This is a genomic window from Nocardia sp. NPDC057668 (genome assembly GCF_042799795.1).
Taxonomy (GTDB): Bacteria; Actinomycetota; Actinomycetes; order Mycobacteriales; family Mycobacteriaceae; genus Nocardia.
The window spans coordinates 670,216-690,605 of record NZ_JBHVIC010000004.1; the positions used below are offsets into that span (position 1 = coordinate 670,216).

Genomic DNA, 20,390 nt, shown 5'->3' on the forward strand with positions numbered 1-20,390 from the left:
CCCGCAGGCCCGAGGAGCATTGTCGCGACCGCAGGCACACCGGCCTGCAGTGCGAACGCACCTGCCTCCGCCCAAATGCCCATCATGGCCCCTTTCCAACCAACGCCGTCAGCGACGGTTCAATTGTGGAGCGTTCCCAACATTGGGAAGTCTGTATGACACAAACGGGGCCCGTCGTCGTTACTTAAGGAACAGGCCCTGTCTCCAAGAGCGGCACGGCTGGTTTCACTCCGACGCGCGACCCAGGCCATGGATCGTTGGGGAGTTCGTCCGTGACATTCTCGAATACACGACTTTGGTCCAACATATGCAAGGCGTCGGCGAGCATTCTGCGGTCTTCCGGGTCATCGTTTATGCCTCTGCGCGCATTTTCTTCGGACGACTCAGCCCAAGCGCGAACACGTTCTCTATACTCAACCGACAGCTCTTTTCCCATATTCTTGAGCGTGTCGATCGAAGCATTCTCCCACTCCCTCGGCTCGAGTGCTTCGTCCAGCATTATTCCCGATGTCCACGCATTCCTTGCTTTGTTCAGTAGGCGTTGATCGGTCATGCTTCCAATGGCCGGATCAGGAACATTGTTCGCGAAGTTATCTGCCGTCACTACAGCCCAGCCTCTGAACTGCCCCGCCCATGGTCCGGTTCGTCGACTATTCTCGGACGCTGCGGATAGTGCGGCTTGAGCGACGACTCTGGGCCGGAACTCGAACGGGTTGGAGTCGGTGGTCGCTCGGGTAACCGCCGCGACCGTGGCTATTCTGGAAATCACAGAGTCAGGTACTCCGGCGCGCACCATAGCACCGATTTTACCTTTGTAATCGGCCTCGTGATCGCCGAGCGTGTCCCACGCGAATGCGCGGCCGATGTCACTGGCCATGCCGCCATTGTCATTTGCCTTTTCGAGCATGCGAAGGTCTAGAATTCTGCGGACCGCGGCCTGCTCGGCGTACGACTCGAGCACCTGACCCGATGCGGATAGTCGCATAGCGTTGTTCTCAGCGGCTTGTCTGATTCCGGAGCGCGGGTTCAAGGGACCGAGGCGCCGCCCCAGCATCCATGCAGCTGCGGGGTTGTTGTTGAACGCGTTCATGGCGGTCATCGCGGCTGTCCATCGCATCATCGATGACACCGAAGCGGTACCACTGGATGATGGGATCATTCCGGAGTGACCACCGGAATGCGATACCATGGCTGCTATCCGCCTGGTAATTTCGTCGTTGCTGCGATCCAGTGCCGCATTCACCCGCCGAGCCTGCGACAACGCGCCCATAACAACGATGCTCGCCAAGAAGGATGCTTTCATCTCATGCCCACGTGCGTTATCGAAAATTCCTATCAGAATAAATGTATAGATGCTGACTCCGAGCGTGAACGCCGCCATCTTCCCGGCGGCGACCAATCCGCCCACGAACCCGTGTATGAGGGTCGTCTGGGTTGGCCCGGGGATATAGCCACCGAACGCGAGAGCAAAGATGATCTTGAATGCGTGGTAGACGGTGTCCAGGGCCGCGCCGACTACCTTGGCTGCCATGTAGACCGCCATCGCGAGCAGGAGCGTCGAGGTGACGATCAGCAACGCACCTGTACCGATCTGAGCGACACTGGGAGAGTCAGCCTGCGCGACAGCGGAGAGGTCACCACACCGTCGCAGGTTGTCCTTGACCGCGTCGCTCGATCCGGTTCTGATGCCGGCGGACCATGCGATGCCGCACGGACTGTCGTCAGGTATCGGATGGCCAAAGTTCCACATCTTCAGCGGTCGGCTCGCGAAGGCGTCCGCGAGTTCTGTTTGCAGCGCGGGGATCATCGCGGAGGTGCTCTGACCGGAGCTACCGTGCAGGCCCGCCGATACAGCGAGTGCGAGGTTGCGGGCTTGAGCCAGTAGTCCGTGAGACGAGAACGTCTCACCGAGCGGATTGGGCAGCACCAACACGCCGAGGGCCGCGTTGGCCATGATGGTTAGTGTCTGCGTTGTTGCCCGGCCCATGAATCCGCGGGTCAGCGCTATGGCGACGACGAAGCCTCCGATGCAAACCCCGAGTGCCCGAACCTCGGTGGTGGCGATGTTCAGCGCGAAGTTCTGGGCTGCGGCGGTCAGCAGGCCCGCGACGGCGTCCATCCATTCGAAGCTCAGCGTGTAGCCGATCAGCCAGATGGCGAGGATAACGATGATCAGGTATCCGGTGCACTCGAGCTTCAACAGCAACGACACGATCGTGTGATCCGGTCGTATGACGCTGCCGTTGTTGGTGATGAACGCGTAGTCCGAGAGCGCCACTCCGCGTTTGTCACGAATGTTGGTCCAACTGAGGGCATCGATGGTCGAGCTGTCCGACGTCCCGTTACCTCCGCTTGCCATGGCGACTGCACCGACAATCGCAGGCAGGACGATGAGGGTGAGGAGGATGGCCATCAATGTGACCGAGCGGCGCAGTGCGCGGTGGCCGGCGAGATGGGCACTCAGGCGGCGAATCTGAAGGGTCAGGAAATGTGTCAGCGAGCTCTGATGTGTCCAGAGTTCAAAACCGTTTGGTCCGAACCGAATACATCGTTCCTCCGTCATTCACGCAGTATGGGTATGACCTGCCTCACCGCCCAACGGGGTTATCCCCACCACTGGCAATCCGCGGAGTGATGTTGTTGCGGAGTGTTCAAGCAACGTTTGTCTCTGATTGGTCAGTAACCGACGTAGCGGCCGCCTGAACGCAGGGCCGCGATGCCGGGGACGTTGTCGACCGAACCGTACCTGTCGATGGAGTAGCGCACACCGGCAATGATGTTGTCTACCGGGTTCCAGATATCGGTATGCCCCGGTAGCGCGTGTGCGGCGAAGGTGGAGTCGATCGTCTGCATCAGTCCTTTGGACGGCGTGCCGGCCGCTGCGTTGCTGTCCCACAGATTGATCGCATGCGGGTTTCCACTGGATTCGTGTTCGATGATGGCGCCGATGAGCGCTGGATCGATCGATCGGGTGTCGTATCCGTTTGCTGCCAGCACACGCAGTGCTTGGTCGATCCATTGTCGCTGGGTTCCGACGGGCAGAGGAGTCGCCACTCCGGGCTGGCTCTCCAGCAGGGCCGGTCGGGATGGGCGCGGGGCGGTTCGTTCCAGGTAGCGCTCGACGAGGGAATTCACCAGTGCTGCACGCATCGAGGCCGAGTATCTGGCATGACCGAGAATAGATTCCGCGCGTGCCAGCGCCGCTATCAGGGTATGAGTGAGGTTCGTTCTCGCCGAGCGGAACTCGTCTACCGTTCCGAGGGCAGTTACCGCCGCGTTGACTTCGGCGATCAAGGACTGAATGGCGCTGCTGCCCCGTAGGCCGTCTCTTCCCTCCGCACCGAGTATGTCCAGCATGTCGGTATCTAAGGCGGCGAGGGCATCGGCACGAGTACTGGTTTCGGTGCGGATGGTCTGGTAGCGGCTGGTAGCTGTCAGGCCGCCGTCACTCGGCGCCGACGCAGGTGCCGTCATGTATGGAATCAGCGGCTCGGGCGGGCGCGGTGGTGTGGTCCGTGTTCCGAATTGCCCTGCCATCGTCGTCAGCGCCATCAGTGTGGACGAGGCGAAAGCAGCGGACGCAGCGTCCTGGCCGCTCGCCGCTGTGGCGACTCTACCAGGGCGCGTGAGTAATTGGCTGTGCGCGGAAGGAAGGGTGCGCTGATCGGCAACGGGAACGGATGAAGGCGCGGTTCGTGCGCTGTGTTTGCTGAGTGGTTCGGCATGCTTCTGGGACGAGCTCGCACCCACGGGTCCGGTGTCGGTCCGCGGTGGCGTTATCTCGGTAGCCATGGGCCGCAGGTCTATTCGGACGGAAGCACCCGCTTGATGCGGGACTCGTCGCTCGAGGGAATGGCGATCAGCCGCGGACTTCCAGCGGCGGTTTCGAGGCTGATCACGGCAACCTGCGTTGTTGGGGGTTGGGAGGACTCACACGCTGTGTTGTTTCGAGCAGGTCTCGAATCGTCGCGGACTGCTATCCCGACCTGTGTGGCTTGGTTGTTGTCGAAGCCCCAGAAGACCAAATCTCCCGGGGAGACGGCGCACGGGTCCACGATCTGGCCACACAGCGCCTGATCCTTCACTGTCGCGGGCAGAGCTATTGAGCTTCGGGAGGTAACCGGCGCTGTCGCACTTGATCCAGCGCAACTGCCCTGCATGTGTGGACTCGAGATTTGTTCGCATGAGCCCAGTAGAGGCGCTAGCGAGGCAGCGTGGATGATGTCACGTAGGGTGGTCGCCCACTGCACGGAATCGATGTCAGCGGCACGTGCTGTCGCCGTCGCTGGACTCGTGAGTGCGAGAGCCAATCGGTTGGCACATTCGACGGATGGCCCCACAGCGGGGCTATCAATGGGTCCGAGCTGGTAGGGGGCGTTTCGCATCGCCTGAGCGCAGTCCTTGACGCGTTCGGGCACGCGGTCGTCGGTGGGTGAAAAGCTCAACTGGGCGTAGGGATTTGCGGTGGGGATTTGACTGGAGCGGATCTGGCCACCCTGGCGTTGACAGGTGGTCGTGGTGTCAGGACCCAATGCCGCGTCGCATTGACATGCGAAGTCGGCGCTTTGTGAGGCCGTGACGCCGAGGAACCCCAGAAGAAGACCGGCGGGGCCGCAGCAGACGACCAGGCACACGGCTGCGATCCACACTGATTTCGGGATCGTTCGGGCCAGCACCGGCAGGTTCAACAGCAGCAGGCGAAACACCATGGCGGGCTCCCTCAGCGGTCCAGTTCGTCGAGCGACGGTGGTGCCGAGTTCACCGTCGAGCGGCGGATTCCCGAAGACCACAGGTCGGATTCCATGCTCATGACCAGTTCTTCGCGCAGTTCGGCAAACTGTCGCTCTCCGATGTCTGTGCTCAGCTGAGCGGGAGTCAGGGAAAGCATGTCATCGAGCGCGTTCACTACCCGGTTGGCATGTTCGGTGCCGATCGCCGCCATGATCGTTTGAGCGTCACGAGGTGTGTAGCCCAGCCCGTTGATCTCCCCGGCGGTGCCACGTGAAATCGCTCCGATGGCATCGAGTTTGGTGGTACTCGGGCCGGCGAAGTAGTCGTCGATGACGCGTTGCTGGTGAGTGGTGGTGGGGACGATGTCATCGAAGCTGTCGCGGTAGCGCAGGATTGACATCTCCAACTCGGCAAGCCGGGCCGGTGTGCCGAATTCCTGGTATCCACGCATCGCGGCGACCGCGTATGCGAGTTGCTTGTGTACTCGAGGCTCATCCTCGTGGTGCTGCTGAACGTAGGCGCGCGCGGCGACCGCGTCCTGCATGATTGCTTCGTCGGTGAACTGTGCCCCGATCAGCGCGGCCCACGCTTTACCGATATCGCCTCCACCGTCGTAGAGCATGCCGTGAATGGCGGCCGCCCCTCCCCGCACAGTGTTGGCTCCACCCAGCCCTGCTGCGCTCGGAAGGTCCAGGCGGCCAGCGAGCTGTGCGCCCGGGACGCTGAAGTGTTGACGGGTTTGTACCGCTCGGTCGGCTGCTCTGATTACCTGTCTGCGGTCGTAATAGGTGTTGGCCCAGTCGGGACCGAGTGCTGCCCAGGTTGACCAGTTGTTCAATTCACCAAGGTTTTTTACTCTCGAGTTGGGGCTCAACGCTCCTCGCCGACGCAACAACTGCTCGGTGATCGGCGAGCTGTTGACGACTGTGGCGGCAGCTAGCAGCGGCAGCGGCCCCCAACTCGAGAGGCTGCTGCCGGCACGGGCGACCCCCATTCCGGATGACGAATGGCCGCCGCTGACCGCGGTTGTTCCGCTTTGCAGGGCAGAGGCGACCCAATTCGCGATCCATTGGTTCCCTTTATCGATACCCGCGCTCATTCGTCGTAGCTGCAGGACACCGACGGCCGTCGCGATGGCGGCAAGAACCAGGACAGGCATGACCTGTTCCCGCGCTTGCGAGAGTATCTCTCCCAGAAAGAGAACGTAAACGCCCAGCAGAATGCTGTACGCGGCCATCCGCAAGGCGGTGATCACACCGTCGAGCAGGTTACGGACCAACATGGATTGTGGAGGTCCATAGATGAATCCGCCTGCCGCGAAGCCGAAGAAGACCATGACCGCGTGGTAGATCGAATCCAGGACCGCCCTGACAACCAGGGTCGACAGGTAGAGCGCGAAGAACAGGATCACCGCGGCGGCGATGAGCAGGAGGACGCCGGCGCCGACCTGTTCGAGGCTCGGGTCGGTAGTCGCCGCGTAGGCCGAGAGATCACCGCACGCACGCAGTCCGTCCCGTAGTCGATCCGAGTCGTTGCTGCTCATGCCTTGTGACCAAGCTGAGCCGCAGGCGGGACTGTCGTCGACGATGTGGCCGAAGTTCCATACTTGAGCGGGGTACCGTCCGAATCCATCGGCGAGACGCTCCTGGACGCTGGCAACAAGGCTGGCCGAATCGGGATTTCGATCGCCGGAGATGTCCGCCGCGACCGCCATGCCGACGTCGCGGCCCTGGGAGAGCAGCCCGTCGGGGGCAAGTATGTCCGCAACCGGGTTGATCATGAAGATCGGGAAGACCGCTACCACGATCATCGTGGCGATCTGCGTCACAGCTTTCGCATAGTGCCCGGTCATGACGAACATCGCGACGATGAGGCCGCCGATGGTGACCGCCACGGCCAATAGCAGCGGTGTCCCAACATGTTCGGCGAGCGCGTCGCCGAGATCGCGAAGTGGGTCGCTGAAGTAGGCGAGCCATTGGAAAGAGAAGATGTAGCCGATCAACCAGATCGCGAAGCTGACCATGACGATGTAGCCGATGAATTCCAGGTCGATCACGACGGCGAGTGCCGTGTCGCCGGGATTCAGGACCCCGCCGTGATCGATGACGAGTTCGTAGTCGGTGAGCCGAACTCCGCGGGAATCAGTGACGCGAAGCCAACTCAGCGCTCCACCGTTGGTCGGCAAGGAGCCTGGGGTATCCCCGGAGGCGGTGGCGATCGCACCCACGATCGCCGGCATCACGGTCATGCACACCGTCCACGCAAGGATCCGCAGTACGGCGCGCGTACTCGGGATACGTCGCCGCAGGTGCGTGCCGAGGCATCGAAGGACGATCATGGCACCACGCTGCGTGGCCGAGGTGACCGTGTGCTGTTGTTCGAGGTGGGGGTACTGCTGATGGCGTGCGCGCGGTCAGTGCGTGCCGGGCCCAGAACCTTACCTCGTCCGATTCGATTGAGTGCGTCTCGCATGAACATCTCACCGCGGCGTTCGTCGGGTACTTGCCGCCCGAGTCCCACCGGTGGCGAGGTTTCTTCTCGCAAGATCTGCAACAGGAACGGCATGCTGGTGAGGTCGATGCCGAGCCACTCGAGACTGTTTCTGGCAAGTGTTTCGTCGCGTTGCCGAAAAACGAATCGGTTGGGGATCAGGTTGTGGGCAGCGCCCTGAAAGTCCGAGGCTGGGTCATGTGAGGCGAGTCCGATGGCGGCAAGGTGCTTTCGGCCGTCGCGACTGAAGTCGGAGGTCACGGCCGCCCCGACCTGAGTTTGGGTGAAGTGATGGGCTTCGTCACCGATCAACAGCCCGAATCGTCCGTTGTCGCTGAGAAAGGCAGTTCTGGCGGCCACTCCGACGAGCTCGTACAGTGCCGTACCGAGCCGCTTGGTCAAAGGCAGCCGGTGATATAGGTGCGGTGTGGTTAGCTCCTCGACCGTGGGCAAGGCTAGCCGATGGGAGCGGACGACGGTGGCGGCGGCATCCAGTCGCAATGGCGGCAATTGGGGATCGAACAGCACTGGAACACGGTCGATCAGAGAGGTCAGGCGCAGGGCGAGCTCGCGGTAATCCTCACCGCTCTCCGAGGTCCCGCTGAGATCGCGTGTGGCACGCACCAGATCAGGCAGACTCGCGACGCGGTGTTCGGCGAGCCCGCGGGGGCTGAGGAGACCTGCCGCCGCGGTGCCCGCGCCCGAAGTAGGTGAGATATCCAGCAGTGGCAGTACACAATCCATTGTGTATTCACCCGCGACGCGTTGATCGAACATTCGCAGTGGATCGAGTGAGACCGTCGGATCCGTGAGATCGATGACCACCGCGTCGTCGATCGCGGCCGCGAAGTGCGCCCACTCCCCCACTTGACTGCGGTCGATGGCCAGAAACTGTCCGCCCATGTCGTGGACCAGCACCGCGATGAGTTTCAGGAAGTACGACTTGCCCGACCCGAGCTCACCGGTCACAGCGAAGGACGCCGACAGGTCGTGCAGGGCGGCTTCCATGATGCCGAAGTGAATGGGTTCGAAGTTGCCGGACATGAGGTTCAGGCCGATAACGGGTCCCGAGTCGTCGCCGATCTGGTTGGTTGTGTAGGGCACGAACCCTGCCCACATGTCCGACGGCATGATGTGGGCGTAGTCCTCGAAGGCTCTGCGAGATGGGCTGCCGGGAATCAGCAGCGACCAAAGATCGACCTGTGCTCCGACCGGCGCTGTCATCTCGATTTGAAATCGCTTGTAGCGACGGCGCAGGACGTTGACCGCGTCCAGAGTCGCTTCGCGGGAGGGGCTGCCGACCGCGATCACAGTGGTGAAGCTGACTTCTGATTCACCAGCGTTGGTTTCGAAATGCTGGTTGTATTCGCCGAGCATGCGAGCTTTCGACATCAGGGTGTTCTGCGCGAACGAGACTTCCTGGTCGCGTTGGTCCAGTTGTTCACCGAGTCGTCGCAAACTGAGTTCGTTGTTCCTGAGCACTGCCTCGGAAGGGGTGGTCGATACTCGGATGCCCCAGTCGACCGTCACGCCCTCGACACCTTCCAGGACGTTCAGGAACTCGCTTCCCCCGGGAAAGTTCATGCCCGCGTATGGAAATGAGCGTGGAGTGAGCATCGTTTGATACGAGGGTGCGCTACTCGACTGCTCTTGAATTACTTTGACGACGGGGGCGAAGGACGGGCGCATGCGCCGGGAATTGTCGGCTTTCGCTCCTTCGTCCAGTGCGGCCGAGCGGAAGACCGCCGCGGTGGCGTCGTCGAGTACGCCGACGCGGGTGGGAGCGATTGGATCCTCGCCGGCGCCACGGGCAAGGTAGTGCTCCCACAGCCATTGAAACAATGCCGCGGGAACAGGAGTGGGATCGAATTCACCGCCGACGCGTGACAGCACCGCGGTAGCGGTTTCCTCGTAGCGTTCCAGGTCGGCGCGAGTGATCGCGGCGGGGTCGATGGTGCTGCCGTTACGCCAGATTCGAGTGACCGCGGAGTTACCCAGGTGTGCTGATCCCACGGGGATGGACAGGAGGTGGATTCGGGTTCGGGGTTCGATCGCCCGGATTCGCTCGTAGGAACCGATGACCTCGGCAGCGTAGTCGTCGCACAGATCGAGGTCGATGCCTTCGACCATCTTGCTCAGGGCTTCGAGTGTATCGAGGCGGGCTTGGATGCCCAGCAGCAGTGATCCGGCAGGGAGGTGGTTCACCAGAGCATGGTGGGCTGCCAGTACGTCGAATTTATCGCTGGCGGTGCGCAGTCCGTAACCCATCGGGCGGATGAAGTAGGTTGCGGTGACCAGCCCCGCATGGGTGAACTGCAGGTTCCCCCGGATGGCCGCTGTTGGCTGAAGGTCCCGCCCGAACATGATCAGTTCCGATCTTGCGGACTGGTCGGACCGCCACCGAGCCACGGCGTTTCCGCTACCACGGAGGGGGACGTCGAGTCGTTGCTTTCAACCACGAAGCGTGGGGTGCTCGGTTGCGAACGGCCGGCGTCGGGCAGGAGCAGTACCACCGTCTGCTCGATGAGCACGATGTGTGGATTGGAGTCGGTCGTGATCGGTACACCCGATGCCGATACGGGTCGTCGTGCGGTGAGCAGTCGCGCAATCCACCATGCTCGCGAGATCAGTCGAACCCCGGTGTAGGGAACGAGACCCAGAGCGAAGACGACGACGACGGTGAAACAGAGACCGGTGATGAACGTGACCGCCGCGTTGACCGGAAAAGTCAAGGCACACAACGAGGTCGCCAGCAGCAGGGCTGCACCGCCTGCTATCTGCGGGAGAGTGTAGGGCCCGAACGGTAGCTTCTGGCCGTTCTGTGCCTTGCCGATCATGATCGGTACTCGCTTGACCGGTGTGAAGACCTTGATCACGGCGGCCATCAGCGGCGGTAGTTCCCGATAGGCTGATTCGGCACGATGTTGCCGGAATCGCTACGCACGTAGTTGATCAGAGAAGGCAGGGTCCAGAACAACACCACCGCCAAGAGCCCAGAGCCGACCGTCAGGAGCATCTTGCCCGGCGAAAGACGAGATTTCGCCGCATCAGCGATCAGTACCCCTCCGGCGATGAAGGCCAGGATGATCGTCCCCAGCCAGCGAAACTCCAGCAATGCTCGGGTGAGGAAGGTGGCTAGGGCGCCCATCGGATTTCCATTCGCTAGTTTTGGGTGGCAGGCGGGACCCGCACGGTGCTCGTGAGTGAGGGCACGGTGGTCGCGCTCGGAGGTTGGGCTCCGAACCCCTGTGCGTCCACCACGGCCAGTGGCATGGACAGTGCCGGGATCGCGTCGATTGTGGACACCTGCCATTGGCCCGCGGTTCGATCCAGGGTCAGCGGATAACTCAGAGGTTGAAAGCCGGCTGCGCCGAGTTTGGGTTTGACCGTTATCAGCACGCGCGCTGTGGCGGTGGAGTCTCCGCAGGTTGTGTCATCTGTTGTGACACCCGTGGATTCGATCGCAGCGAAGGGCGGAGGTTGCAGTCCCGTGATTCCGGAGTTGACCGCCGCGTATCGATTCACATCGCCTGTGCCGGTGAGGAATGCGGTGATGAACCCCACCGCGACGTCACCGAGTGGAGTTCCCGTGGCGCAGGAAGAACGGTAGACCAACTCGAGGTCGAAGCCGCGTTGTGGAGGGTTGACCACCGACGGCAGAGCGAGCGCGCGTAGCTGCCCCTGCGCTGCCGATACGCCGACGCGAAAATACAGCCGGATGTCGCCGGTTGTCCCCGCGCGGCCGGCGCGCACCGCCACCGTCACAGCCCATACGTCCAGGTCGTTGGTGGTGACGGCCCGCGACGTGAATACGACGATCGGGTCCCGAACCTGGACCGCGGCGGCGGGAAGGTCGATCCCTTGGCCGGCGGGAACGTATGCGTCGAGGTGATCCTTCTGTCCGGCAACGGTATTGAGGTATTCCACGACGAACTGTTGCGCGAAGGCACCGACCAGCTGGGCTTGTCCGACGGTGACCGCGGCAGGCTCGGCCACGATGGCCGGTGGGTCGCTGGCGAACACATCGAGGATAGTGTGACCGCCACCGACGACGGCGAGTGTCGCCAGTAACGTCAGGCCGACCTTCTCCCGGCGACGCCGCACAGCCATCCGGCGTAGTAGCTGATCGCCGCTGTCGAGCGATCTTCGATTTGAGATCCGCACCTTCGAAATGCTAGGGAAGGTTGCGAGATAGCCTGATCGTGAGTGCTCCCACAGATGGGAACCCTGTTCAGCTGGCGTGGTCGCGAGTAGTTATCTCGCGCAGCTCAGCGTCGTAACCGAGTGGCTGTTCCGGAGCAAACGGATTGTTGTTGCGGCGAGATATGCGGGTGGTTGCCCCCGAATCACATGCGGCCCAAGTAAGTTGCGCAAGCGCGGATTTGCGCTGCGGGAAACCGGGGTGGGGATACAGCAGTAACCGCGTGGCTGTGTATTCCCCGAAGTAGTTCAGGGTGCGGATTGTCATACCGGCAGTGTCGTTGGACCGCAGCTGGTCCCCGAGCTCCATCAGCTGTGCGCGGTCATCGGGATGAAAGACATCGACCGGTCTGTAGAGATAATCCCACCGCACCCAGGGCGCTGGATCAGTCAGCCAGTGGGCGATGCTGGTCCACTCCACCTGAACAAGAGCCAGATGGGTGCCGGCACGTCTGTGAGCTTCGCGCAGTCCGACACTCTCCAACGGTGCCCGTTCTGGCGCAGAGGCCGTGGATGTGACATCTTCGATCAGCCACCACGCGCCCCGTCCACGATGGTCGACTCGCGTTCGAATAGTTATGCGCCATACGCCGTTTCGCCCACGGCGGTCTCGGATGGTGGCGTCGAACTGCAGTCGGCCACCACTATCCGGATCATAGAGCAGCTCCAGCAATTCGGCGTGTTGGTCGAAGACGGTCGCGCGGTGAAAAAGCTCGGCGATGGAGAGAGTGGGCACGTAGGCCTCCCCTCCGACCCCGGTGAGCTGGGTGACGGTGTCGGGCTGGAGGATTGTCTGGGTGTCGAGGTCCCAGATCACCCCAACGGCCGGCTGAGGAGTGGGAACTGTGACGTTGGCGGGCCCGAGCCACACCCGGACAGCGTGCACCTCTCCGGTCGGCCCGAAGATCGGCCGAGTCAACAGCCGGTATCGGCCGGAATTGGTGGGGATCGTGAGGTCGACCCCCTCGCCGCGCTGCCGTGTGGCACGTACTTTGTCAGCTATGTCGCGGGTAGTGAGGGTGTCATAGCAAGCGGGAATTTTCGAGAGCAGACGTTGCACCACGCGGTACCAGCTGGCGAAGTTACGGGGGGCGTCACCCAGAGAGGCCACCGAAACGATATCCGCGGCCAGTGTCTCCAGTGTCAACCATGGGATCACCATCGTGCTTCTCTCGTCGCGTTCACTCCGTATCGGACGCTCCTGCTATTGCACATCTAGAAGCGAGCCTATTTGAAATGTACCGTTAATGGACGGTTCATTCAACAGGTGATCATCTATTGGCTGCTCACCTTGACAGCCACCGCGATGAGGCCGGCGCCAACCAGAATCGCGTCCTCGCCGAGTTCGGAACGAACCACTCGAAGCCCGGAGAGGAACCCCAGGCGTGCCCGGTCCGAGATCGCCCGGCCCAGTGGGCTCCACAGGGCGGAGCCGGCATCAGCGACGGTTCCACCCACCACGACCAAGCCGACATCGAGCACGGCCGCTACCGAGACGATCGCTCGACCGAGAGCAGTCCCAGCGCGTTCGAGCGCGGCCAGGGCGGTCGGGTCACCGGCCTCCGCCGCGTCGATGAGAGCCGATTCACTCGATCCGCCCCACCCACGGGCTCGGGACCAACGCACCATGGCGGTTCCGCCGGCCACCGCTTCCAGGCATCCGTGGCCACCGCATTCGCAGATATCGTCGAAGCCCGGGACCAGTACATGCCCAATGTGCCCGGCGTTGCCCGTACGCCCGACGACGGTGAGACCTCCGACGGTGAGACCCCCGGTGACACGGGCCGAGACGTGGACGGTCAGCGTATCGAGTTCGCCACGGGTGGAACCGAGATTGCTTTCCGCCATCGCGTGACATGCACCGTCGAGTGCGAGCATGACCACGCAGTGCGGAAACACCTCCCGTACCGCGGCGGCGATGGCGAATCCGGTTCTCCATTCGGGTATGGCAGCAGAGGCGATAATGCCCGCCGCCATGTCGATGGGTCCGGAAGCGCCGATGCCGACCGCGGTGACGCGATCGTTTCCCGCGACCTCGATCAGCAGGTCACGGCAAGCGGCCCATACATCCCGCGTCGGCGGCGCGATCACGCGCATCTGTTGCGTGCCTTCGGTTTCGCTGATGCGCCCGACCGCGAAGCGTGACGGGCCGATCTCCAGCGCCAGGATCGTCATCGGGTTGCCCATACGCGCGGCCGAGCGGAGCGGATTTCAACAGTCATCGGTACCGGTCCGCGGCAGTCGCAGCGGGGATTGCCGGCCCAGCACGATCCGTCGAGCCGGTGCGGCGAACGTGAGTTCGGAACGCGTTGGCTCGGTGCCGGTACGAATGATCCGCAGAGGTCGGCGGCTCTCGCTCGGCACCCCTCGGTAGCGTTCCAAGTTCAGCACAATCTTGCCGGCATTGTCGTAGCCGATTCCGGCCCAGATCATCGCTCGCGGACCCTCGCCACGCGATATGAGTGTCTCTGCGAGAGTTTGACATTCGGCGCGCAGGGGGCACTCGTGGCAGATTTGTGTCGCCGCTCGCCACAGATCGGGACTGCCGGTATCGAGGTCCCAGGTGTCGGGGTTGTCCGCACAGGGAGGCCGTCGGGCGGCTGGGGTGTTTACAGGTGGAGCACTCTCGGACTCGGATGATCCGACGTCCAACCACCGGTTTCGTTTCGTGTTCATCGCCATCTCCGGGGTACCTGGAGCGCGATTGGCAGCGCGCCCCGCGTTTAGCCTTCGTCAGGGCTGCTCAACAGTCCCCGGGAACCCCAGCCGATCGGCTGGTCTTCGGACCGTAACCGACCTCACAACAAGACGCAATACTTTGAGCCGTTATTTAACGGCACAATCTAGTACGTATCATTGGATACAGTCACATCGTTAGCTACCGTAGAGAGATGGCTGGCGAGTCGGAGTACACGATCGATGATTTGGCACGCGCTGCGGACACGACGGTTCGCAGCGTCCGCGTGTACCACGAACGGGGCCTGCTGCCGTCGCCCGAGGTACGTGGTCGCGTGGGCTACTACGATAGTGATCACCTTCACCGGCTCCAGACGATCAGCCGTCTGTTGGGACGTGGAATGCGACTGAACGGAATCCGGGAACTGCTGGAAGCATGGGACCGCGGCGACGGGCTGGGCGAAGTACTCGGTGTGACATCGACTAACGAAAACCCGCCAGACCGTGGCCACACCTTCGAGTTCGAACCACCCTCGCAATCCGTGACGAACGCGCCGGCTCCGTGGTGTGCGGAGTTATCGGCGCGGCTGACGGAGATAGGCGCGACTCCATCGGATGTGGAGCGTCTGCTCCAGCAGCTGGCGGAGGACTGCGGCCGGCTGGCTGAGCATTGCGCCAACGAACTGCTGCTGCGGCTGCTCGGTGCCGAACACGAAGAGGTGCCGCGATCGATGGGCGAGCGACGCCGACTGGAGGCGAAGCGGGCTGCGGTCAGGACTGTGGTCGCGCAAGCCGCCGCAGAACTCATCGACCGTGCCATCGATCGCTACTGCGACTCGCCGCCCGGGATACCAGGCAACTGAGCACCGAATAGGGTTGGTGGTTTTCCCACCACAGGAAAGTCGCCGCCCCGATGGTGTGCCACGCGATTGCTAGTGTCGTATTCATCGACGCCTCGTACGGACGATCTGAGCAGCAATTCAGGCGGTGCGCGTGAACAGAGCTATACAATCCCGACTGAGAATTGGTCGGTTTCCCTCTTCCGAGAACGAACTTCTCGAGCATCTCGATGCCATCATCGACGAATCGCGTGTTGACGACCGATACACCCTCGGCCCTTCCGTGAACAGGAATGTCAGTTTCAGTCACCTATCCGCGCTGCTTAATGTATTCCCTTGTCACACAGCCGATCTCGGTGTTTCAGGTCGTCCACCGACACTTTCTATGGCGATGGAGCTGGCGGTCGTCATGTACCTGGCCGAGTTGTCCAACGGTGATCCGGATTCGACCTTCGGATACATCACTTCCGGTGTGCGCGAAGCGAACCAGTTCGGAATCGATCGCGGCTGTACCATCCTGCCGTACGCCAGGGTCTACTGCAGCGAGGCCGCGGATTCTTCGATCGCCGCATGTGCGCGTTTGATGCGCAGGGAACTCGTGCTCGTGGAATGCGACGCCAGCGGTGCGATGGACATGCGGCATCTGTCGCAACTGTGCCGGACCGCGGACGGCGAAGGGGCTGTTGTCGTTGCCACCGTCGGGACCCCGCTGGAAGGCGCTGTCGACGACGTTGCCGCGATCGGCGCCGCGGCGATGGGCGCGGGCAATGTCCACATTCATTTGGACGCGACCATCGGCGGGCTGATCGCGCCGTTCACCAGTGACCGGAGCCGTTGGGGTTTCGCACACTCGAATGTCGGCAGTATCGCGTTGAGCCCGCACACCGTGCTGGGCTTGCCGATGCAATCTGCGGTCGCCCTGTGCCGCACAGACGTTCTCGATGCTGACGCAAGTGGCTTTGCCGCGTCGAGCGACGCCACGATCAGCGGGTCGCGCAGCGGTTCGCCCGGTGTGTTCCTCTGGTACGCGCTGGCACGTAGCGGCACCGCGGGCTTGGCGCGTAATGCGTGGCGCGCTCTGGATACGGCCGCCTACGCGGCGGACTCTCTGGCACTGCTCGGGCTCGATCCTGTGGTGCACGGGTCGTCGATCGTGGTCTCGTTCGACCGCCCCGCGGAGTGGATCTGTCAGCGTTACCACTTGACCACCGCCGGCTCCCGTGCCGCTGTCACCACGGTGGGACACGTGACGAAAGACCTGATCGACGAGTTCTGTCGGACGATCGCCGATGATTTGGCTCAGCACATGACCTGATCGGGTTCGGCGGGCAGTATTTCGCACCACCCGCCCAACCTCACGGCACCTGGAAATCAGCGTTTCCCTTGGCACCAAACAGCTTGTGGACGACAGACGTAGGAACCGCCCGCACGATCCCCGCCCGCCCGCCCGGCGCCATCGCGACTGTGGACCGAGGGCGCAGGGCCTTCTCCCCAATGCAAGCTCTGCCCGGTGGATCCGTGATGGAAGTGGTACCCGCTGCGATCCCGGGTGCCGTAGGAATTGTTGCCGTAACCGTATCCGGACCCTCGCGAACTGTCCGCATCGGCGCCACCGGCCGCGATGACTGTGGGTAGTACGGCGAAGAGTAGTCCGGCGATGAGGGCGGTACCTGCCCAGTACCGAATCTCGGTCGTATTTATGGCCATGGGTGCACTCCTGTGCGCGATCGCTCACAGCGCCTCGGACGGGCCGTGACTGCGAATTCACTCAAATTATGTACCGTTATATAGCGTCTCGACCCTCCGTCGATGGGAGCAGCTGGAGGTTAGCAGCGGATCGATGCCGGCTTACCTGCTCGAATGCGCCGACAAGTCCCAGCAGTGAGAAGACGGCCCGTTACGCAGCGGTACATTAAATGTGGAGTTACCACAGCCTCCGAGCGCTACACAGGGAGTTGCGATGTTTGGACGGATCACAAGGCGCTTGACGCAACCCTGTTGGCGCACGCTCGCTCTGTGCGCCGGCGCGGTGGCGCTGGGCTTGGCACCCACGCATACCTCGCAGGCGCAGGCCGCTCCGGACGGTGCGCCGTGCCTCTGGGCGGACGTTGCCTACCCCCGCGGAGCCGAGGAGATTGCGGGCGGCTGGCACTTCACGTGCGCCACGGACAGTTGGGGCGCACCCGTGTGGATCAGAGGTGAGCGGACACAATCGGAGAGTACCGTCGCGAATCCGGGCGCCGTGACCAATCCCGCGGGACACTTCAGTCCGGGCGCTCGCCAGCCGGGTACGTCGTATAACGACTATTGCGTCGGAAGCCAGCTTATCGACGGATCAGAGGATGTGTACCAGGTGGTGGCACATCCGAATGGCTTTCAGCAATGGAAATACGCGGCGCCACTTCGGGAGTGGCAGTACAGCGGGGGCGACGCTGTCGCTGACGGCACCTGGAGGAGCTCGAGCAACTGCCTCGACGGTGTCCTGAGCTGAGGAACCTGTCCCGACTCGCTCACCAGCGGTGAGAATGCTCGAGCATCAGACACGGCGGCTTCTCGATTGTGCTGTCACACAGCAGAGCTCACTGTGAGGTTGGGGCCGATGTCGCCGTTCCAGTTCCGATCTGTTGTCGTGTGCGACGACAACAATGTCGATCTCGCCGTCGCAGATCAGCACCGCGAAGTGAGAACATATCGTTTCACCATGGACCGTGGCGACCGGATCCCGTTGATGCGCTGTTCGAAGAAGTACATCGATGATCACCTCACCTCGGTCACTCGTCGCGCCCCTGACTGGCCCACCGATCTGGCACTGACCGCGATCACTGCTCGCCGTTATCCTCTGCCGGTGATCATCGGCCCGCCCGATTCCCACGTGAACACTGCATGGCCCGACCCGAACCTGCTATTGAGCGGCGTGTTCCGCCGCAGTGCGAATGAAGTGGGTGTGGTCGCGCAAGACTCGCGCGGTGGATCCACCGAATGGACGTTCGTGGACCGCAGATCCGAACAGTACGGACTGGTGTGGAGCGAGACGTTCGCCTCCCAGTACGGGGACTCGGCACTTGCGAACCCTTGGCCGGTCGCGCTGGCGGAGTTGGTGTTCGCCAGCGATGACGACCCCTTGTTCGGTCCGCGAAAGCTCTCGTTGCGATGGCCGTCGCGTAAGTCGTCGGCACGATCATGATGGGCGCTATCGGTGGAGCAAGCCCCTCGGCCACAGGTCGGTACAGACCGTTTACGGCCTCCCACTTGCCACCCGTGGGAATTCGGCGTCGCTCCTCCGCCGTGTGCCCGCCTATCCTGGCTTCACTGTTCGCCCTATTGACGAAAGCAATTGCCGTACAGCGTGATTGACAGCGCGTCGTCCTCCGCTGGGCATTCCCCCGAATGCGCTCGATCGCCTCGATGCCCCTTGACACTGGTTCCGGAACGTGCTTGTCCGGTAACACAGTTCAATCCGCAGTCGTCGCAATGATCCCGAATCAAGCCAGGTGAGACGGTAGATGAAGTAGCCCGCGCGGGAAGTATCGAAGAAGGCCCGGGCAGCGGCTGGTATGACCCCCTGGGCGCAGCACCCGTGTCTTCCGCTATCGGATTGCACGGCACGCAGTATCAGGTGAGTGCAATGACAACTACAGACCTCTCCACCGGTGAATCCTCCTGTGGGCCCACACGCCACCGAGATATCTCGACCACGGAGAAAGCGCTGTTCGAGGTGATCTTCGGTGATCAGCTCGACTTGCACATGCGGGTTCGAGACGTTGTCGTCGGACTTGCCGATATCGCTCCGTCCGGAGTTACCTTCGATCAGGAAGCCGAGCGCGGTCCTCGCCTGCTGCGTGAAGTAATCGCCGCACTCGGCTGCTCGGCGCGTGAGATCTCCTCCGATGCTCAGATGCGGGGCGCATTGTGCGACTGGGCGCAGGTGGCAGCACCGCGATTGCTCCTCGTACTGACAGGTCATTTCGATCTGGCGATCGGCGCGATACTCTCGCTGGGCAATGGCTCGGCGTATCAACAACAGTGCCTGGCCGAGCTTGATACCGGTGCCGCGCTGGGCGTCTTGATGCTGACGGAACTCGGTGGCACCAATGGCGCTGACCAGCGAACCGTGGCGGTTTGGGATCGACAGTCTCAGGGTTTCACACTCGGTACACCCGGCCCCGAGGCAGTGAAGATGATGCCGAATGTGGCCGACCCCGCAATCCCGAAAACAGCGGTCGTCACAGCCCGATTGATTGTCGACGGCCGGGACGAGGGGGTGCTGCCTTTCCTATTGAAGCTGCGTACCCGACGAGGGTTGGCTGACGGCGTGCACGTGGCACGTCTGCCCGACAAGGTGTCAGCGCCGATGGATCACGGGTTGATCAGGTTCGACGACGTGTGGCTCCCCCGCGATGCGCTGCTGGGTGGCGACTTCGCGCGTATCGACGTCAACGGCCGCGTGGAGAGCGGGCTCCCTCCTCGGGTGCGGTTTCATCGCGCGATCGGGGTATTGGGCGATGGGCGGCTCGATCTGGCGAATGCGGCGATCGCGAGCGCTCGTGCGAGCCTGTCGGGATTGGTGAACTACGCCTGCCAGCGTCGTCCCGGTGACGGGACGTTATTGGTCGACCGTGACGCGGTCCGGCGGGATCTGGCCGCGGCGGTGGCCGCGGTGTACGCGATGAGCGCGCTGGGCCGGCGGTTGCGCGATATGCGTGTGAGTCAGTCTGGAACGGAACCGGTGCTGTGGTCGATGCTGGCCAAGCCGTTGTTGACGAATACGGCGCTCGAGGTGCTCATGATGTGTCGCGATCGGGCTGCCGCGCAGGGTGCCCTGCGCATCAATCACCTCGTCGACTGGATCGGCAATCTGGCAGCGATGCGGACCGCCGAAGGAGAGAACCAGATCATGCAGGTCGTCGCTGGTCGGCGGGGCGCGGAGCTGCCTGCCCTGCGGTTGCCAGGGCAGGAGGTCGACATGCCCTGGTATATGGGGATGCTCGTCGATCGGGAACGGGTGTTGGCGCAAGGACGGGCCGGCCATGGTGTCCCCGCGCGTGGCCGGGATGCACGGGCGATCGAATTGGCGACGGCGACCGGTGAGAGGCTCGCGGTAGCCGCACTGGTGACCGAAGCGCACTCGGTCACGGACCCCCTTGCGCGGAAGCTGCTCGAATCGGCAGCAGCCGCCTACGCACTCGGCCGCGTGCACGACCGCGGAACCTGGTACGCGGCAAACGACCAACTGGACACGCCGCGCGCCGAGTTGATCACACAGGAACTGGACCGCAACCTTCGTGTTGTCGCCGAGCATCTTTCATCTCTGGTGGCAGCGTTCGCGACCCCTGCGTTGCCCGGGCCGCTGTTCAGCGGTGACTACATCGATGCATGGATGGAGTATGCCGGTTGGGCGCGAGCGTCCTTTCCTGCCGGTCGAAACAACCTGTGAGCGTTCGGATTTCGAGGTAT

At 62.6% G+C, this 20,390-nt stretch carries 13 protein-coding genes; 4 read left to right on the top strand and 9 right to left on the bottom strand.

Translation table 11 applies throughout. The annotated features are described in order from the left end of the window. Positions 1-184 precede the first annotated feature (184 nt). From ACFVBH_RS27140 to ACFVBH_RS27180, 9 genes are all read right to left on the bottom strand, one after another. Positions 185-2,563 (bottom strand): hypothetical protein, encoded by a 2,379-nt coding sequence (locus ACFVBH_RS27140; RefSeq protein ID WP_379005728.1) that lies wholly within the window; start codon positions 2,561-2,563, stop codon positions 185-187. Positions 2,564-2,676: 113 nt separating this feature from the next. Next, positions 2,677-3,552, bottom strand: a complete 876-nt coding sequence (locus ACFVBH_RS27145) for a transglycosylase SLT domain-containing protein (protein ID WP_379005730.1) — start codon at positions 3,550-3,552, stop codon at positions 2,677-2,679. Between the two features lie 1,168 nt (positions 3,553-4,720). Next, the gene (locus ACFVBH_RS27150; RefSeq protein WP_379005732.1) at positions 4,721-6,979 is read right to left on the bottom strand and encodes a hypothetical protein; all 2,259 of its coding nucleotides are present in this window, start codon (positions 6,977-6,979) and stop codon (positions 4,721-4,723) included. Positions 6,980-7,065: 86 nt separating this feature from the next. Next, entirely contained in the window at positions 7,066-9,585 is a 2,520-nt protein-coding gene (locus ACFVBH_RS27155; RefSeq protein ID WP_379005734.1) for an ATP-binding protein, read from the bottom strand. Positions 9,586-9,587: 2 nt separating this feature from the next. Next, positions 9,588-10,106 carry a hypothetical protein gene (locus ACFVBH_RS27160; RefSeq protein WP_379005736.1) on the bottom strand — a complete coding sequence of 173 codons (519 nt, stop codon included), beginning with the start codon at positions 10,104-10,106 and terminating at the stop codon, positions 9,588-9,590. Further along, complete coding sequence (locus ACFVBH_RS27165; RefSeq protein ID WP_354984838.1) at positions 10,106-10,369, bottom strand: hypothetical protein; 264 nt, start codon at positions 10,367-10,369, stop codon at positions 10,106-10,108. Before ACFVBH_RS27165 ends, ACFVBH_RS27160 begins: the two co-directional genes overlap by 1 nt. Positions 10,370-10,383: 14 nt before the next feature. Next, complete coding sequence (locus tag ACFVBH_RS27170) at positions 10,384-11,385, bottom strand: conjugal transfer protein (RefSeq protein ID WP_379005739.1); 1,002 nt, start codon at positions 11,383-11,385, stop codon at positions 10,384-10,386. Between the two features lie 67 nt (positions 11,386-11,452). Further along, on the bottom strand, positions 11,453-12,583 hold the full coding sequence (locus ACFVBH_RS27175; protein ID WP_379005741.1) for a GAF domain-containing protein: 1,131 nt from the start codon (positions 12,581-12,583) through the stop codon (positions 11,453-11,455). A gap of 113 nt (positions 12,584-12,696) precedes the next feature. Further along, positions 12,697-13,596, bottom strand: coding sequence for an ROK family protein (locus ACFVBH_RS27180; RefSeq protein ID WP_379005743.1), 900 nt, complete (start codon positions 13,594-13,596; stop codon positions 12,697-12,699). Between the two features lie 716 nt (positions 13,597-14,312). On the opposite strand from ACFVBH_RS27180, the gene ACFVBH_RS27185 reads away from it, so the two are divergent. From ACFVBH_RS27185 to ACFVBH_RS27200, 4 genes are all read left to right on the top strand, one after another. After that, positions 14,313-14,960: a MerR family transcriptional regulator gene (locus ACFVBH_RS27185; RefSeq protein WP_379005745.1), complete on the top strand. Its 648-nt coding sequence runs from the start codon at positions 14,313-14,315 to the stop codon at positions 14,958-14,960. A 361-nt stretch (positions 14,961-15,321) separates the two neighbouring features. Further along, positions 15,322-16,251 carry a pyridoxal-dependent decarboxylase gene (locus ACFVBH_RS27190; protein WP_379005747.1) on the top strand — a complete coding sequence of 310 codons (930 nt, stop codon included), beginning with the start codon at positions 15,322-15,324 and terminating at the stop codon, positions 16,249-16,251. A 1,284-nt stretch (positions 16,252-17,535) separates the two neighbouring features. Then, complete coding sequence (locus tag ACFVBH_RS27195) at positions 17,536-18,120, top strand: hypothetical protein (protein ID WP_379005749.1); 585 nt, start codon at positions 17,536-17,538, stop codon at positions 18,118-18,120. A 441-nt stretch (positions 18,121-18,561) separates the two neighbouring features. Next, positions 18,562-20,370, top strand: a complete 1,809-nt coding sequence (locus tag ACFVBH_RS27200) for an acyl-CoA dehydrogenase family protein (protein WP_379005751.1) — start codon at positions 18,562-18,564, stop codon at positions 20,368-20,370. Positions 20,371-20,390 lie beyond the last annotated feature (20 nt).

What these genes read in the sequence shown, in the direction of transcription:
- ACFVBH_RS27140 (WP_379005728.1), bottom strand. Translation starts at nt 2,563, where the DNA reads ATGACGGAGGAACGATGTATTCGGTTCGGACCAAACGGTTTTGAACTC.
- ACFVBH_RS27145 (WP_379005730.1), bottom strand. Translation starts at nt 3,552, where the DNA reads ATGGCGCTGACGACGATGGCAGGGCAATTCGGAACACGGACCACACCA.
- ACFVBH_RS27150 (WP_379005732.1), bottom strand. Translation starts at nt 6,979, where the DNA reads ATGACCGTGATGCCGGCGATCGTGGGTGCGATCGCCACCGCCTCCGGG.
- ACFVBH_RS27155 (WP_379005734.1), bottom strand. Translation starts at nt 9,585, where the DNA reads ATGTTCGGGCGGGACCTTCAGCCAACAGCGGCCATCCGGGGGAACCTG.
- ACFVBH_RS27160 (WP_379005736.1), bottom strand. Translation starts at nt 10,106, where the DNA reads ATGGCCGCCGTGATCAAGGTCTTCACACCGGTCAAGCGAGTACCGATC.
- ACFVBH_RS27165 (WP_354984838.1), bottom strand. Translation starts at nt 10,369, where the DNA reads ATGGGCGCCCTAGCCACCTTCCTCACCCGAGCATTGCTGGAGTTTCGC.
- ACFVBH_RS27175 (WP_379005741.1), bottom strand. Translation starts at nt 12,583, where the DNA reads ATGGTGATCCCATGGTTGACACTGGAGACACTGGCCGCGGATATCGTT.
- ACFVBH_RS27180 (WP_379005743.1), bottom strand. Translation starts at nt 13,596, where the DNA reads ATGACGATCCTGGCGCTGGAGATCGGCCCGTCACGCTTCGCGGTCGGG.
- ACFVBH_RS27185 (WP_379005745.1), top strand. Translation starts at nt 14,313, where the DNA reads ATGGCTGGCGAGTCGGAGTACACGATCGATGATTTGGCACGCGCTGCG.
- ACFVBH_RS27190 (WP_379005747.1), top strand. Translation starts at nt 15,322, where the DNA reads ATGGCGATGGAGCTGGCGGTCGTCATGTACCTGGCCGAGTTGTCCAAC.
- ACFVBH_RS27195 (WP_379005749.1), top strand. Translation starts at nt 17,536, where the DNA reads ATGTCGCCGTTCCAGTTCCGATCTGTTGTCGTGTGCGACGACAACAAT.
- ACFVBH_RS27200 (WP_379005751.1), top strand. Translation starts at nt 18,562, where the DNA reads ATGACAACTACAGACCTCTCCACCGGTGAATCCTCCTGTGGGCCCACA.